Source organism: Acidisphaera sp. S103, from assembly GCF_009765975.1.
GTDB lineage: Bacteria > Pseudomonadota > Alphaproteobacteria > Acetobacterales > Acetobacteraceae > Rhodopila.
Map to the genome: position 1 here is coordinate 23,510 of NZ_LMUJ01000103.1, position 15,099 is coordinate 38,608.

General features: G+C 64.9%; 14 protein-coding genes. 9 read left to right on the forward strand and 5 right to left on the reverse strand.

From position 1 onward, the window contains the following. The 5 genes from GSQ89_RS33980 to GSQ89_RS34000 all read right to left on the reverse strand — a co-directional run. The coding region (locus tag GSQ89_RS33980; RefSeq protein WP_158932546.1) for an MBL fold metallo-hydrolase at positions 1 to 1,018 on the reverse strand (1,018 nt) is incomplete at its 3' end. A gap of 133 nt (positions 1,019 to 1,151) precedes the next feature. Beyond that, entirely contained in the window at positions 1,152 to 2,657 is a 1,506-nt protein-coding gene (locus GSQ89_RS33985; RefSeq protein ID WP_158932547.1) for an MDR family MFS transporter, read from the reverse strand. An 83-nt stretch (positions 2,658 to 2,740) separates the two neighbouring features. Next, positions 2,741 to 3,583, reverse strand: coding sequence for a bifunctional methylenetetrahydrofolate dehydrogenase/methenyltetrahydrofolate cyclohydrolase FolD (gene folD, locus GSQ89_RS33990; RefSeq protein WP_158932548.1), 843 nt, complete (start codon positions 3,581 to 3,583; stop codon positions 2,741 to 2,743). Beyond that, the gene (locus GSQ89_RS33995; protein ID WP_158932549.1) at positions 3,565 to 3,882 is read right to left on the reverse strand and encodes a DUF167 family protein; all 318 of its coding nucleotides are present in this window, start codon (positions 3,880 to 3,882) and stop codon (positions 3,565 to 3,567) included. The genes folD and GSQ89_RS33995 overlap by 19 nt, the downstream gene beginning before the upstream one ends. Continuing rightward, positions 3,879 to 4,193, reverse strand: coding sequence for a YggT family protein (locus GSQ89_RS34000; RefSeq protein WP_158932550.1), 315 nt, complete (start codon positions 4,191 to 4,193; stop codon positions 3,879 to 3,881). Before GSQ89_RS34000 ends, GSQ89_RS33995 begins: the two co-directional genes overlap by 4 nt. A gap of 303 nt (positions 4,194 to 4,496) precedes the next feature. Between GSQ89_RS34000 and GSQ89_RS34005 the strand changes: the two genes are divergently transcribed. From GSQ89_RS34005 to pdxA, 9 genes are all read left to right on the forward strand, one after another. Beyond that, positions 4,497 to 5,144 (forward strand): TetR/AcrR family transcriptional regulator, encoded by a 648-nt coding sequence (locus tag GSQ89_RS34005; RefSeq protein WP_158932551.1) that lies wholly within the window; start codon positions 4,497 to 4,499, stop codon positions 5,142 to 5,144. A 237-nt stretch (positions 5,145 to 5,381) separates the two neighbouring features. Then, entirely contained in the window at positions 5,382 to 6,431 is a 1,050-nt protein-coding gene (locus GSQ89_RS34010; protein ID WP_158932552.1) for a hypothetical protein, read from the forward strand. Between the two features lie 493 nt (positions 6,432 to 6,924). After that, the gene (locus GSQ89_RS40420; protein WP_371734327.1) at positions 6,925 to 7,038 is read left to right on the forward strand and encodes a hypothetical protein; all 114 of its coding nucleotides are present in this window, start codon (positions 6,925 to 6,927) and stop codon (positions 7,036 to 7,038) included. 214 nt (positions 7,039 to 7,252) lie between these two features. Then, positions 7,253 to 7,810, forward strand: coding sequence for a DUF2852 domain-containing protein (locus GSQ89_RS34015; protein WP_158932553.1), 558 nt, complete (start codon positions 7,253 to 7,255; stop codon positions 7,808 to 7,810). Positions 7,811 to 8,118: 308 nt separating this feature from the next. Next, positions 8,119 to 10,977 carry a 2-oxoglutarate dehydrogenase E1 component gene (locus GSQ89_RS34020; RefSeq protein ID WP_158932554.1) on the forward strand — a complete coding sequence of 953 codons (2,859 nt, stop codon included), beginning with the start codon at positions 8,119 to 8,121 and terminating at the stop codon, positions 10,975 to 10,977. 41 nt (positions 10,978 to 11,018) lie between these two features. Next, complete coding sequence (gene odhB / locus GSQ89_RS34025; RefSeq protein ID WP_158932555.1) at positions 11,019 to 12,281, forward strand: 2-oxoglutarate dehydrogenase complex dihydrolipoyllysine-residue succinyltransferase; 1,263 nt, start codon at positions 11,019 to 11,021, stop codon at positions 12,279 to 12,281. Positions 12,282 to 12,295: 14 nt separating this feature from the next. After that, a complete protein-coding gene (locus GSQ89_RS34030; protein WP_158932556.1) occupies positions 12,296 to 12,664 on the forward strand; it encodes a VOC family protein in 369 nt (122 codons plus the stop codon). Beyond that, positions 12,665 to 14,056 carry a dihydrolipoyl dehydrogenase gene (gene lpdA / locus GSQ89_RS34035; RefSeq protein ID WP_158932557.1) on the forward strand — a complete coding sequence of 464 codons (1,392 nt, stop codon included), beginning with the start codon at positions 12,665 to 12,667 and terminating at the stop codon, positions 14,054 to 14,056. 3 nt (positions 14,057 to 14,059) lie between these two features. Continuing rightward, a complete protein-coding gene (gene pdxA / locus GSQ89_RS34040) occupies positions 14,060 to 15,052 on the forward strand; it encodes a 4-hydroxythreonine-4-phosphate dehydrogenase PdxA (RefSeq protein ID WP_158932558.1) in 993 nt (330 codons plus the stop codon). The last annotated feature ends 47 nt before the right edge of the window (positions 15,053 to 15,099 follow it).

Genomic DNA, 15,099 nt, shown 5'->3' on the forward strand with positions numbered 1-15,099 from the left:
GCTCGCTGTCTGCGGGGGGCTTCAGATGGGCCGGGTCGCCGTCGAACCAGCCAGCATAAAGGTGCCAGATGCCACGAACGACGAATTCAGGGTCGTCGTATTTCGGTCGCAGATAGGGTTTGGCCAGAAGCGCCTCCGGCGCTCGGACTTCGTGCAGGATCGTGTTCAGGGATTGTCCGCGATTCATACGTTCGAGCGTCTGTTCCACCAGGCTTTCCAACGCGCTGGCGCCGTCGTCCAGCACGCGGGCGGCGCGCGCGGCGTCCGCGACCACGGGACCATGGCCCGGCACCAGAATCGAGGGCCGCAGTGCCAGCATCCGCCGGAGCGTGGATGCCCATTCGGGCGCGAACCGTTGGACCTTGCGCGGGTTGCCCGCGTTGGGGAACACCCAGATGACGAAATCGCCGCTGACCAGGATTCGTTTCTCGGGCAGCCACACATACGTGGCGTCATCGGTTTCGCCGCGTCCGTGCGCCAGTTCGAGGCGCAGCCCGCCAACCGTCAGGGTCAGCGTGTCGTCATAGATCGTGTCCGGACGCCGATGGTCCCCCGGAAACATGTAGCCGGCGTCGTTGAACTGCCGGCCCATGACCAGACTGTTCAGATCCCGCGATTGGTCATAGCGCTGGAAGCGGTCCAGGACGTTCCGGTGCGCGATGATGCGTGGACGCGGAACGTTTTTGGCGTCGGCCTCCTGGTCCAGCAGCCTCGCACCCCAGGTGTGGTCGATGTGACCGTGGGTGTAGATGACGGTGTGGATACGGCTGCCGTCCCAGCGACGGATCGCCTCGCGTGTGTGTTCCGCGCTTTCCCGGCTGCCGGTATCTACCAGCACCAGGCCGTCACGGGTGCGAATGGCAGTGACGTTGCCGAAAAGGTAGCTGGTGGAGACGACGATCATATCGTCGGAAATCGTGTTGATGGCACCGCCGGCGACCGCGGCGGTCCATTCCTCCATGGCCGCCTCGCCGGTCCAAAGCCGTTCGACGAGGTGGTCGATGCTGGTGTCGGTCATGTGCTGCCCCTTGCTGTCGAGGGGAACTATAGAACACGGCTGCTGCCAGCGTGGTGTCAGTAGCGTATCGAGGAGACCGATTCAGCCCCTGGGCATGCTCTGACGGTATGACGAGGGTTCTGCTGGGCTTCCTTCAGTGCCGCGTGGGACTCAACCTGGCGGGCAACTGACAGGCGATCACCAGGGTCAGCACGGCGAAGCCGGTCGCCAGCAGGTACGCGTTGTGCAGCGACCCGGCCATCACGTCGGTCAGATGCGCAAGCCGGTCCGGCGCCATCGCCCGGCGGGTGGGCAAATCCAGCAACTGCGCCACGGCGTTGACCGCACCGGGGTCGAGATGCCGCATGCTGACGTTCAGCACCGCGCCGCAGCTCGATGCCCCCACCGACTGGCCGACGAAGCGCATGAACATCGATGACGACGTCGCCGCGCCGCGCTGGCCCCAGGGGACCGAGGCCTGGATCGACACGATGAACGTCGTGCTGCAACACCCCATGCCGATGCCGATCACCAGCGACCCGGCCGAGGCCCACAGCGGGCCGTCGGCGGGACTCAGCGCCACCAGCATGGCGCAGCCGGTCGACAGCGACAGGCCTCCGATGATCGCCACCAGCCGGTAGCTGGTGCGCACCATCAACCGCCCGGCGGCGATACTGGCGAACGCCCAGGTCACCGACATCGCACCCAGGACCAGGCCGCCGTCGATCGCACCTCGGCCCATCGCACCCTGCACGTAAGTCGGCAGGAAGGCGGAGACGCCCATCATCATCGCCCCCGAGGTGAAGTTGCCCAGGCTGCCGACGATGATGACGCGGATGCGCCACAACTCCAGCGGCAGCATCGGTTCGGGGGTGCTGCGCTCGTGGAAATAGAGCGCGACCAGCGCGATGACCCCGGTGGCGGTCAGCGCGGCGAGCGTCGGTCCGCTGAGCACGCCGCTCTGCACCAGGGCCAGCATCAGGCTGCCGAAGGCCAGCAGCAGCAGCAGGGAACCGGCCCAGTCGATGCTGTGGCGGCGATGCTGCACACTCTCCCGCAGGAAAACGGCGATCATGATAATGGCGGCGATGCCGATCGGGACGTTGACCCAGAAGACGACCCGCCAACTGACATGGGCGACGAGGAACGCACCCAGCGACGGCCCGATCACCGCCGAGACACCGAACACCGAGGACACCAGTCCCTGGATCCGGCCGCGTTCGGCGGGGGTGTAGATGTCGCCCAGGATGGTCGCGGCGATCGGCTGGATCGCGCCCGCGCCGCAGCCCTGCACCGCTCGGAACAGCACCAGCGACAGCATGCTCCAGGCGGAGCCGCACAGGATGGTGCCGATCAGGAACAAGGCGGTACCGGCGAAGAATACCGGTTTGCGGCCATAGAGATCGGCGAGGCGTCCATAAACCGGGATGGCGACGGCCTGCGTCAGCAGGTAGACGGTGAACACCCAGGTGAACAGGTTGAAGCCGCCCAGGTCGCTGACGATCGTGGGGATGATGGTGGCGACGATCGTGCTCTCGACCGCTGCCATGAATGTGGCGATCAGGCAGGCCGCCAGCACCAGGCGGCGACGCGCCTTGTCTGGCTGTTCCGGCATGGTGGGCTGCGTACGGCTCAGGCTTTCGCCCGGGGCGTCCGGCATACGTTCTTTCCTCCCGCGCACCGCGCTCGGGGCGTTGTCTCATCGCCGGGGCGGCGTGACAACGCACACGGCGATGGGGGCGGCTATGCGCGGCGGCTCAGCGCGGCGGTCAGGGTGTTTTCCAGCAGGCAGGCGACGGTCATCGGGCCGACTCCACCGGGCACCGGCGTGATGGCGCCGGCGACGGCGGCGCATTCGTCGTAGGCCACATCGCCGACCAGGCGGCCGTTCGGCCGGCGGTTGATGCCGACATCGATCACCGTGGCACCGGGCTTGACCCAGTCGGCCCGCACCATCTCCGGCTTGCCGGTGGCGGCGATCAGGATGTCGGCGCGGCGGCACTCGGCGGGCAGGTCGCGGGTCAGGGAATGGGCGATCGTCACCGTTGCATCGGCAGTCACCAGCAGGCGGGACATCGGCCGCCCGACGATCGCGGAACGGCCCAGCACCACCGCGCGGGCGCCGGCGGTTTCGACGCAAGCCGCGCGCAGCAGCTTCATCACCCCCAGGGGCGTGCAAGGCACCACCTTGGGCCGGCCGTCGGCGAGGTATCCGACATTCATCGGATGGAAGCCGTCCACATCCTTGGCCGGGTCGATCGCCTCGATCACCGCCTGAGGGTCGATGCAGCGCGGAAGCGGCAGTTGGACCAGGATGCCATCGACGGCCGGGTCGTCGTTCAGGGCCTGGATGGTGGCCAGCAGGTCGGCCAGCGCGGTCTCGGCGGGCAGGCTTATGGTGCGGGCCTCGATCCCCGCTTCCCGAGCGGCACGGTCCTTGGTGCGGACGTAGACGCGGCTGGCGGGGTCCTCGCCGACCAGCACGACGGCCAGGACGGGGGTGAAGCCGGCAGCGGCGACTTTCGCGGCGATCTCGGTTCGCAAGGTGGCGGCCAGGGCGGCGCCGTCTATGATACGGGCGGGCACAGTGCCTCCAGTCTTGGAATCAACAGGGCGGCATCGCCGGCGACGTGCAGTGTCTTGTCGCGGTTGGCCTGACCGACCGCGACGGCGACGGTGGCGGCAGGGACGTGCAGCGCTTGTGCCAGGACGGCGCAGACCGTACGATTGGCGCGCCCATCCTCCGGCGGTTCGTTCACACCGATGCGCAGGCAGGGGCCTTGCGCGGCGACCGTCCGGCCCTGGATGCCGGGCCGGCGCGATTTGGGCTGGACTTTCACGGTAACGCTGACGCCGTCGGGGCGGGCGTGCCAGAACGGCGTCAAAGCAGGTACTGCATCGCGCCGGTCAGGATTGCCGCCTCGATATTCACCGTCACCATGATCGCGCCCTGCACCAGCAGCAGCAGAACCAGTGGGCTGAGGTCGATGCTGCCGAAACTGGGCAGGAAGTTGCGGATGCGGCGCAAGGCGGGTTCGGTGATGCGATACAGGAAGTCGCCGATGCTCCAGACGATGCGGTTGCGGGTGTCGATGACGCCAAAGGAGGCGAGCGTGCTGAACACAGCCGCGAGCAGGACGGCCCACCAGTAAAGGTTCAGCACCTCTAGCAGCAGCCAAAACAGCGGCCTGATCATGTGGCGGACACTCCGGATTCGGGCGCGGAACCTAGCGACGGCGGGGCGCTTCCGCAACATGGTTCACGGCGGACCCACGCGGGGGGTGTTCGGTTTCGCCTGAAATCACACACGGATAACGGGTGATGGTCTTCTATCGCGTTGCCGTCCGATGTTGTTCCTCCCCGACCACCGCCATCGGCGGCTGGATCCTCCTGTGATCCACGACCACCCTGACCTGGCCCGGCCGCTGCGGTGGCCGGGCCTCTTTTTGTCCGGTGGGACGGCTGGATCGGTTCCGCCAGTCATGTAAAAGCGTCTTACATGAGTTGGTCTGGACCCACCGATGGCGGTTCGGGGCGCCGCGGCTATCACCACGGCAACCTGCGCGAAGCCTTGATCGAGGCGGCGCTGGAGTTGATCGGCGCCAAGGGACCGGCCGGCTTCACCATCGCCGAGGCCGCCAGGCTGGCCGGGGTCAGCCCGGCCGCGCCGTACCGGCATTTCCGCGACGCGGAGGCGTTGCTGGCCGAGGTCGCCGTGCGCGGCTTCGACCGCTTCGCCGAACGGCTGACAAAAGCGTGGAACGGCGGGCGGCCGGAAGTAGTACGCGCGTTCGAGGACCTCGGGCGTGCCTATCTGGCGTTTGCCCGGGAGGAGCCGGCGTATTACGCGGCCATGTTCGAGTCCCGAATCGCGCAGGAGGCGCATCCCGGGTTGCAGGCAGCGGGCGATCGGGCATTCGCGGTGCTGCGGGAGGCCGCGGACCAGGTTGCCGCGATGCTGCCCAAGGGCCGGCGGCCCCCGTCGCTGATGATGGCACTGCATCTGTGGTCGATGGCGCATGGGATCGCGTCGCTGTTTGTGCGGGAAGGACCGTCCCGCCGGAAACTGCCGATGGCGGCGGAGGACCTGCTGGAGGCGGGGTTGCTGATATATCTGCAAAGCCTGGGTTTGGCGGGGGGCGAGTAAAACCGACACCCGCCCGAAGGCACCTTCCGTCGTCGCCATCCCGGCGTCCGCCGGATGAAAAGCGATGCAGCGATTACACTTGCATGGTAATGAGTTCCGCGGGATTGCATGCTGTCTGCCAAGCCCGTCAACAGTGCGGGCCGCACAGCGCGCTTGGCTTTTCAGTGCCGCCTGTGGATGGATTTCTGATGTTGCTTCATGCGCCGTCTGGTATCAATCCCAAGCTGGAACGGGGGCATGGCGATGGTCAGGTTGATGACGTGGAACTGCCAGGGGCTGGACTCTGCGGCGAAGTTCGATGCGATCCGGCGCTACCGAACCGCAAAGGCCATCAGCACGGTTTTCCTTCAGGAAGGCTCGGCCGCCTACGACAATCCCAACACTAATAATGTGCGCATCGACTCCTGCGACGAGAAGCACGGGGGCGACTTTAGCCCGATCAGCAACACCTTCGCGTTGCGAAACGGGACCAAGACGGAGCAGGTGGTGCGGGCAGCGTTCGGCAACAGGACGGATTACACCGGCATCGGTTCGGACGGGAGCAACAAGAAATATACCCTCATCAATCCCACGACAGATCCTGCGCTGGTCCCGACGACGCCGGACTATGCCATCAGTAACGAAGTGCGGACCTTCATCATGCAACCGGCCGTCGACTGGGTTGCGGCCCAGCCGCCGCCGCCTGTGGTGACGGGCACCAAGCGCAAGCGCGCCAACTCCCTCGATGTAAGGACGTCACGCGCCGGATATGAGATCGTGGTTGGCGGAGATCTGCAAAAGCAAACCGTGACGACGAAAACGCACGGACCGACCGAGAAGCGGATCAACCTGATCTCGCGTCGCCGGCCGAGGCGGGTGGCGATGCAGATTCAGGGGGCTCCGTTCAATGTCTATTTCTGGCACGCCCCGCTGGGCAATCAGGCGCAGCTAGGGCCGTACGGACTTTTGCCGGCCTACACCCCCTGCGCCGGGCACGCGTCAGGCGGCGATCTGGCGATCATCGCCAATATCCTGTTCGCGGAATATATCGGCGTGACAAACGCGTTTCCAGCGAACACGTTGCTGGTCGGGGATTTGAATATCGACAACACCGCCGTGCAGTATATCTACAAGACCGCGAGCGTCGTCTCCAGCCTGGACGGTTGGTGCCATGTGATTGCGCCGGGGGCCATCGCGCTAACCCAGCAGTTCGCTGGCGATTTTACGCAGCTAGGCGGTAAATATGATTGCAATGTTGTGGGTTATGACATGGACAGCGACCATGCGCCGGTGATTGTGGATGTGTGAGATGGCATGTGATTCCGTGGTATTCATTACGTCATACACACCATCTCCGCATCGCTTTTCGCCCGGCGGAAGCCGGGATAGCAACGACGGAAAGCGCCTTCGAGCATAATTTTTTAGTGTCCCCGTTCGCACCTCGAGGAAGGGTTGCACCGTCGCCCCTGTTCCGGCGCATCCGCTCCTTTTTGTTCATGCGTTTCGCAATGATTCGTTGACCCCACTTTCCATGAGCGCGGTCGGAGGGATTCACGGTTCGTTAATACAAGCAGCGTAAGACCTTCGCGTCCCCTTCAGGCGTCGGCACGGACGCCAAGGCAGGTTTGTTAAGACGGATTAGCGAGATGCAGACGGATGAGGGGGATGCGAGGTTGTGGACGCCGGTCACCGAACGGATCATTGGGTGTGCTTTTCGGGTTGCAAACACACTCGGTCATGGGTTCGTTGAGTCTACGAGAATGCCCTTGCCCATGAGATACGAAAGTCCGGGCTGAGCGACGTGCATCTCCCGCCATGCCGCAATTACTTGCGGGCGACAGGCAAGCCGTTGTGCCTGCTGATTGACTTCGGCCAACCCAAAGTCGAAATCCGCCGCATCACCGCCCGAGCCTGATCGCAAAAGGAATCCCCCCTTCATCTCCCCTTATCCCGCTAATCCGCCTTAAAAGAACAGCCACGACCGTGACCCCTGCGGGCCGAGTTTCATTCACGGCGGGTCGGGCTGCCGGTGGAAACTAATACCGCAAATCCCAACCCGAACCGCTTGACGTCCAACCCTTTCCTCCCCTAATGTAAATGTGTCTTACATTCACATGAGGCCCTCGATGATGAGCGCTGCCAACCAAGACGCCTACGGCTCTCGCGGCTGGAACCAAGGCCCGTGGGGCAACACGCAAAACAGTCAGACGCAGCAACCCAATGGCGGAAACCCCTGGCCCAACCAGCCTTGGGCCGGCCCGCCGTTCTGGTATCCTGTGGGCATCAGCCGCCCCGCGGCCATCGCCTTCACAATCCTCGGTTTTCTCTTCTGGTGGCCGGTGGGTCTGGCCATGCTGTTCTACATGATAGGGAGTCGTCGTATGGGATGCTTCGGCAGTCGCCGGCGCGCGATGTATCAACAATTCGCTCAAGGTGCCGGTCCGTGGAGCAACTGGAAGTCCTGGGCGTGCGGGTCCAACGACCAGCCGGCCGCGAGTTCGGGCAACCGGGCGTTCGACGAATACAAGGCCGAAACGCTGCGCCGCATGGAGGAGGAACAAAAGGAATTCGGGTCATTCCTCGATCGCCTTCGGTTCGCGAAGGACAAGGCGGAATTCGATGCGTTCATGGCGGAGCGCCGGAACCGGCCCCCGGCCCCCCCGACGGAGGAACAGCCGGGGGCGTAGCAGGACGGCCGGGTCCGATCGCCGGACATGGCTGGAACATGAAACTTTAAGGCAAGCCGATTCCCCGCCGTCCAGCTTGCGTTAATCCAAGCAAGCTACCAACTATCCGATGCGCCAGATGTCCCTTACCGGTCGTCTGGCGCATCGTTTGCATGGGGGACATGCGCGCCCCGATTTCGCCACATGGCCATGACCAGGACGCGCCCGGACATGCGATGGAAGCAACCCTGCGGGTGCCGCAGGGGGCTTTCCGCGCGGGTTCGGCTTCTCTAAGACGCGCGGCACGGACAGGTAAGGGACCGTAACAAATGGCGGGTATGGATATTCTGGCGTCAGCCTTCAATGGCGCCAACGCGGCCTTTTTGGCCGATCTTTATGCACGATGGGCAACCGATCCATCCTCCGTCGACGCCAGTTTCGCCGACCTGTTCGCGGCGATGAACGACGAAGCCCGAGCGGTCCTGGAAGATGCCAGTGGCGCCTCCTGGGCCCCCCGCCCCAGCTTCGGTGACGATGCCATCGCAGCCCCGGCGACCCAGCCAGGCGGCCTTAACCCGGACCAGGCACGCGCCGCCACCATCACTTCGCTGCGGGCCCTGATGCTCATTCGCTCCTACCGTGTGCGCGGCCATCTTGAAGCGCAACTCGACCCGCTCGGTCTCCAGACCCCGCACAAGCATGCGGAGCTCGACCCCGCCACCTACGGCTTCACCGACGCCGACCTGGACAAACCGATCTTCATCGACAACGTGCTGGGCCGGGAAACGGCCACGCTGCGGCAGATCATGCAGATCCTGCGGCAGAGCTATTGCGGCCCGATCGGCGTCGAATTCATGCACATCCAGGATCCCGGCCAAAAATCCTGGATCCAGCGCAAGGTCGAAGGCGCCCCCTGGAACACCGACCTGAATGCCGACGAAAAGCGCACCATCCTGCGCCAGTTGACCGAAGCCGAGGGGTTTGAGGCGTTCTGCCAGAAGCGCTACGTCACCACCAAGCGCTTCGGCCTGGAAGGCGGTGAAATCACCATCCCGTCACTGCACGCGATGATCGAGACGGCGGCTGCCGCCGGCGTGGTGGAAGTGGCGATCGGCATGCCGCACCGCGGTCGCCTCAATACACTTGTCAATATCGTGAAGAAGCCGCTGACCGCGCTGTTCTCCGAATTCGGCGGCGAAAGCTTCAAGCCGGACGACGTGCAAGGGTCCGGGGATGTGAAGTACCACCTCGGGACCTCCACCGACGTGGAGATCGCCGGCCACACCGTCCATCTGTCGCTGCAGCCGAACCCCTCGCATCTGGAGGCGGTCGATCCCGTCGTCGTCGGCAAGGTGCGCGCTCGGCAGGACAACGCCGGCGATACCAAGATGCGTGGATCGGTCATGGCGATCCTGATGCACGGCGACGCAGCCTTCGCCGGTCAGGGCCTGGTGTATGAGACGCTGGCGATGAGCCAGTTGATCGGCTACCGCACCGGCGGAACAATTCATCTGGTTGTCAACAACCAGATCGGCTTCACCACGGTCCCGGCGCATGCTTACTCCGGCCTGTATTGCACCGACGTGGCCAAATCGATCCAGGCGCCGATCCTGCACGTCAACGGCGACAATCCGGAAGCGGTGATCTTCTGCTCGCGGATGGCCGCGGAATACCGGATGAAGTTCGCCAGCGATATCGTGCTGGACGTCGTCTGCTACCGCCGCCACGGCCATAACGAAACCGATGAACCGGCCTTCACCCAGCCGCTGATGTACAAAGCGATCAACCAGCTCAAGACCACGCGGACCCTGTACGCCGAGAAACTGGCCGCCGAGGGCACGGTTTCCGCCACCGACTCCCAAGCCATGCTGGATGACTTCACCAAGACGCTGGACGACGCCAACGCCGCGGCAAAATCCTATAAGCCCAACAAGGCGGACTGGCTGGAAGGGCATTGGACCGGGTTCACCCCGGCCGATCAGCAGGAAGTGGAACTGACCGAGGCACCGACCGCGGTGTCGATGGAAACGCTGCGGCAAGTCGGCGCCGCTTTGTCGCATGTGCCGGATGGCTTTAACCTCAACCCGAAGATCACCCGTCAGTTGGAAGCCAAAGCACAGGCGATCGAGACCGGCGAGGGCATCGACTGGGCGACCGGCGAGGCCCTGGGCTATGGCAGCCTGCTGCTGGAAGGCAGCCGCATCCGACTGTCCGGCGAAGACACCCAACGCGGCACGTTCAGCCAGCGTCACGCGGTGCTGATCGATCAGGTCAACCAGCACGAATACACGCCGTTGAACAACATCGCGCCGGACCAAGCCAAGATCGAGATCTACAACTCGCTGCTGTCCGAAGCCGGCGTGCTGGGCTTCGAGTATGGCTACTCGCTGGCCGATCCGCGCAGCCTGGTGCTGTGGGAAGCCCAGTTCGGCGACTTCGCCAACGGCGCGCAGGTCATCATCGACCAGTTCCTGGCCAGCGGTGAGACGAAATGGCTGCGTATGTCCGGCCTGGTCCTGCTGCTGCCGCACGGCTACGAAGGGCAAGGTCCGGAACACTCCTCCGCGCGCATCGAGCGGTATCTACAGTTGTGCGCCGAACGGAACATGTATGTCTGCAATCTGACGACGCCGGCGAACTACTTCCACGCCCTACGCCGCCAGTTGCATCGCAATTTCCGCAAGCCGCTGATCGTGTTCGAGCCGAAATCGCTGCTGCGCCACAAGCTGGCGGTATCGCCCCTGGCGGATTTCTCCGAAGGCACACGGTTCCAGTACGTGATCCCGGAGATCGATGAGATCGCCCCGCCGGATCAGGTGCGGCGCGTCGCGATCTGTTCGGGAAAGGTCTACTACGACCTGCTGGCCGAACGGCGGGCGAAAAACATCAAGGACATCGCGCTGATCCGGTTGGAACAGATGTATCCGTTCCCGGAAACCAGCCTGGGCCGAGCGTTAGCGCCGTACGCGAACGCCGATGTGGTGTGGTGCCAGGAAGAACCGGAGAATGCGGGGGCCTGGACGTTCGTCGACAGGCGGATCGAAAAGGTGCTGAGCCGTCTCGACATGAAGGTGCGCCGGCCGGCCTATGTGGGGCGTGAAGCGGCCGCCAGCCCGGCGACGGGCCTCGCCAAGGCCCATATGGCACAGCAAGCGCGGCTGGTAGCCACCGTGCTCGGCATCGGCTAGACCGCCCCCGCATTTTACATCCCGTCTGGAGATTGATCGCCGTGGCGACTGAAATCGTAGTGCCCGCTTTGGGTGAGAGCGTCACAACCGCCACGGTTGCCCGCTGGATCAAGCAGCAAGGCGACACCGTGGCGGTGGACGAACCGCTGGTCGAACTGGAAACCGACAAGGTGACGGTGGAAGTCAATGCGACGGCCGCCGGTGTGCTGTCCTCGATCGCCGTGCCGGAAGGAGCCGAGGTCGAGGTTGGTTCGGTGCTGGGTGTGGTCGACTCGACCGGGGCTGGCGCAACACCAAAACCCGTGGCCGCGCCGAAGCCCGCCGCCGCGCCGGAAGCGCGTCCCGCCGCGAACCCGGCCGCCGGCATCAACCCGCCACCACGTCCGCTGGGTCCGGTGTCGCGTCCGGCCGCCCCAGCCCCGCAGCATGCGCCCCTGCCGGCCGCGGCGAAGCTGATCGAGGAGAACCGGGTTTCCGCAAGCGACATCGGCACCGGAACTGGCAAGGACGGCCGCGTCACCAAAGGCGACGTCCTGGATTTCCTGAACCGCCCCGCGCCCGCAATTGCAACGCCGGTCGCGAAGGCTGCGCGCCAGGATGAGCCTCGGGAACAACGGGTCAGGATGACCCGGTTGCGCCGGACCATCGCGCTGCGGCTGAAGGAGGCTCAGAACAACGCCGCGATGCTGACCACCTTCAATGAGGTGGACATGTCGGCGATCATGACCCTGCGCGCCGAATACCGCGATGCGTTCGAGAAGAAGCACAAAGGCGTGCGCCTGGGCTTCATGAGCGTGTTCGTCCGCGCCTGCTGCGTGGCGCTGAAGGAATTCCCCGCGGTCAATGCGGAGATCGACGGCGACGACATCGTCTACAAGAACTTCGTCAACATGGGCATCGCCGTAGGCGGCCCGTCCGGTTTGGTCGTCCCCGTCATCCGAGACGCCGACCAGCTCGGCTTCGCCGGCATCGAGGGCGCCATCGCCGATTTCGGCAAACGGGCCCGCGACGGCGCGCTGAAGCTGGAGGATCTGGCCGGCGGCACCTTCAGCATCACCAACGGCGGCATCTATGGGTCGCTGATGTCCACCCCGATCCTGAACCCGCCGCAGTCGGCGATCCTTGGGATGCACAAGATCCAGGACCGGCCGGTGGTCATCGGCGGCAAGATCGAAATCCGGCCGATGATGTATCTCGCGGTGTCGTACGATCACCGGATCGTCGATGGAAAGGAAGCGGTGTCGTTTCTGGTCCGCGTCAAGGAGGGCGTGGAAGACCCGCGCCGGCTGCTGCTGGACTTGTAAGAAAGGGACCCTCGATGTTCGACCATGTCGGCTTCCCGGTCAGCGATCTGGCGGAGAGTCGAACATTCTACGCCACCGCACTGGCACCGCTGGGGATCGGCATCATTGTCGATTCCCCGGAATGGGTCGCTTTCGGCAAGGCCGGCAGAGCGCATTTCTGGCTCGGCGGTGGCGGGTCCGTGCCGAGTGGCGTCCATCTGGCATTTGTCGCGGCGAACAGGGCGGAAGTGCGGGCATTTTACCGAGCAGCCCTCGCGGCCGGCGGCATCGACAACGGCGCGCCGGGCCTCCGGCCGCAATACCACCCCAACTACTACGGCGCATTCGTGCTCGACCCCGACGGCCACAATGTCGAGGCGGTCTGCCGCAACCCTGAGGATTGAATGAGCGATTCTTTCGACGTCATCGTCATCGGCTCCGGCCCCGGCGGCTATGTCTGCGCCATCCGCGCCGCCCAGCTTGGCCTGAAAACCGCGTGTGTGGAAAAACGGGCGACCCTTGGCGGCACCTGCCTGAACATCGGCTGCATCCCATCCAAGGCACTGCTGCAATCGTCCGAGGAATTCGAAAAGACCAAGCATGCGCTGAAGGATCATGGCGTGCTGGTGGAAGGCGTAACGCTCGACCTGACACGGATGCAGGCCCGCAAGGGCGAAGTCGTCACCGCCAACACCAAAGGCGTCGAGTTCCTGTTCCGCAAGAACAAGGTGACATGGCTGAAGGGCACCGGCCGCATCACCGCGCCGAACAGCGTCGATGTCGACGGCACCGTTTACACCACCAAAAACATCATCATCGCCTCGGGCAGCGACAGCGTGCCGCTGCCGGGCGTGCCGGTGGATGAAAAGCAGATCGTCACCTCCACCGGCGGGCTGGAACTGGACAAGGTCCCCGGCCACCTCGTGGTGATCGGCGGCGGCGTCATCGGCCTGGAACTCGGCAGCGTCTGGCGCCGGTTGGGTGCGGATGTCACCGTGATCGAGTTCCTCGACCGGATCGTCCCCGGCATGGACACAGAAATCGCCACCGCCTTCCAGCGCATCCTGCAGAAGCAGGGCTTCAAGTTCCGCCTCGGCATGAAAGTCACCAACGCCGAGACCGCCGCCGACGGCGTGACGTTGACAATGGAACCAGCCAAGGGCGGCCCGGCGGAGACGATCAAGGCCGACATCGTCCTTCTGTCGATCGGCCGGCGGCCCTACACGGAAGGTCTGGGACTGGACGCCGCCGGCGTCGAATTGGACGACCGCAAGCGGGTCAAGGTCGACAAACACTACGCCACCAACGTACCCGGCATCTATGCCATCGGCGACGTGATCGCCGGACCGATGCTGGCTCACAAAGCCGAGGACGAAGGCGTCGCCGTGGCGGAAATCCTGGCCGGACAGGCCGGACACGTGAACTACGGCGCGATCCCCAGCGTGGTTTACACATGGCCGGAGGTCGCCTCGGTCGGCGCCACCGAGGAAGAACTGAAAGCCGGCAGCATCGCCTACAACGTCGGAAAATTCCCGTTCACCGCGAATGGCCGAGCACGCGCGATGGGCGACACCGATGGCTTCGTGAAGATCCTGGCCGACAAGACCTCCGACCGCCTGCTGGGCGCGCACGTGATCGGGCCGGACGCCGGCACGCTGATCGCGGAGCTGACGACAGCGATCGAATTCGGCGCCTCGGCCGAGGATGTGGCGCGCATCTGCCATGCCCATCCCACGTTGAGCGAGGCGGTCAAGGAAGCAGCCCTGGCAGCCGACGGTCGCGCACTGCATATGTGAACGATGAAACCACTCGCGCTGACAATGGGCGACCCCGCCGGGATCGGCGGTGAGCTTTCGCTGAAGGCCTGGCAGGCTTTGCGGGCCAGCGGCCCGGTGTTTGTCGCGTTGGACGATCCGGTGCGGCTGGCGCGGTTGGCCGCCGATATGGGGCTGACGGTACCGGTGCAGGCGATCGCCGACGCCGCGCAGGCCGGCGACGTCTTCCGATCGGCGTTGCCGGTACTTCCGGTACCGCTGGCCGCCCCCGCGATATCAGGACGGCCCGATCAAGCGAACGCGAAGGCCGTCGTCGCGTCGATCGAGCAGGCCACGAAGCTGGCGTTGGCCGGGACGGCGGGCGCCGTCGTCACCAATCCGATCAACAAGGCGGCACTGTATCAGGCGGGATTTGCCTACCCGGGCCATACCGAGTTCCTGGCCGACCTGACCGGCGTGCCCGGCCAGGAAATCATGATGCTGGCCAGCCCGCTGCTGCGGGTCGTGCCGGTGACCGTGCATGTCTCGCTGCGCGATTCTATCGCGATGCTGACAACGGCGATGATCGTCGCCGCCTGCCGCACCACCGCGGCGGCTTTACGGCGGGATTTCGGGATCGCGTCGCCTCGGCTGGCGATCGCCGGGCTGAACCCGCATGCCGGGGAACAGGGCGCGCTGGGCAGCGAGGAAGCGACCATCGTCCAACCCGCGATCGAGACGCTGCGGGCCGAGGGGATAGATGTCTCCGGCCCCTGGCCCCCGGACACGATGTTCACCGCGACGGCACGGACCCGCTATGACGTGGCGATCTGCATGTATCACGACCAAGCGCTGATCCCGCTGAAGACGCTGGACATGGACCACGGCGTGAACGTGACCCTGGGGCTGCCGATCGTGCGGACGTCCCCCGATCACGGCACCGCGTTCGATATTGCCGGCAAGGGCATGGCCGATCCGACCAGCCTGCTGGCGGCGATCGAGCTGGCCGGAGCGTTGGCGGCACGCCGCACCATCTAAATAGAAACGCTCCATGGGTTGTCCGCGTTCGGAGGGACTCATCGTTC

Bases quoted from the DNA above. Each gene is read 5' to 3' on its own strand.
- GSQ89_RS33985 (WP_158932547.1), bottom strand. From the start codon at position 2,657: ATGCCGGACGCCCCGGGCGAAAGCCTGAGCCGTACGCAGCCCACCATG.
- GSQ89_RS34000 (WP_158932550.1), bottom strand. From the start codon at position 4,193: ATGATCAGGCCGCTGTTTTGGCTGCTGCTAGAGGTGCTGAACCTTTAC.
- GSQ89_RS34005 (WP_158932551.1), top strand. From the start codon at position 4,497: ATGAGTTGGTCTGGACCCACCGATGGCGGTTCGGGGCGCCGCGGCTAT.
- GSQ89_RS34010 (WP_158932552.1), top strand. From the start codon at position 5,382: ATGGCGATGGTCAGGTTGATGACGTGGAACTGCCAGGGGCTGGACTCT.
- GSQ89_RS34015 (WP_158932553.1), top strand. From the start codon at position 7,253: ATGAGCGCTGCCAACCAAGACGCCTACGGCTCTCGCGGCTGGAACCAA.
- GSQ89_RS34020 (WP_158932554.1), top strand. From the start codon at position 8,119: ATGGCGGGTATGGATATTCTGGCGTCAGCCTTCAATGGCGCCAACGCG.
- GSQ89_RS34030 (WP_158932556.1), top strand. From the start codon at position 12,296: ATGTTCGACCATGTCGGCTTCCCGGTCAGCGATCTGGCGGAGAGTCGA.
- lpdA (WP_158932557.1), top strand. From the start codon at position 12,665: ATGAGCGATTCTTTCGACGTCATCGTCATCGGCTCCGGCCCCGGCGGC.
- pdxA (WP_158932558.1), top strand. From the start codon at position 14,060: ATGAAACCACTCGCGCTGACAATGGGCGACCCCGCCGGGATCGGCGGT.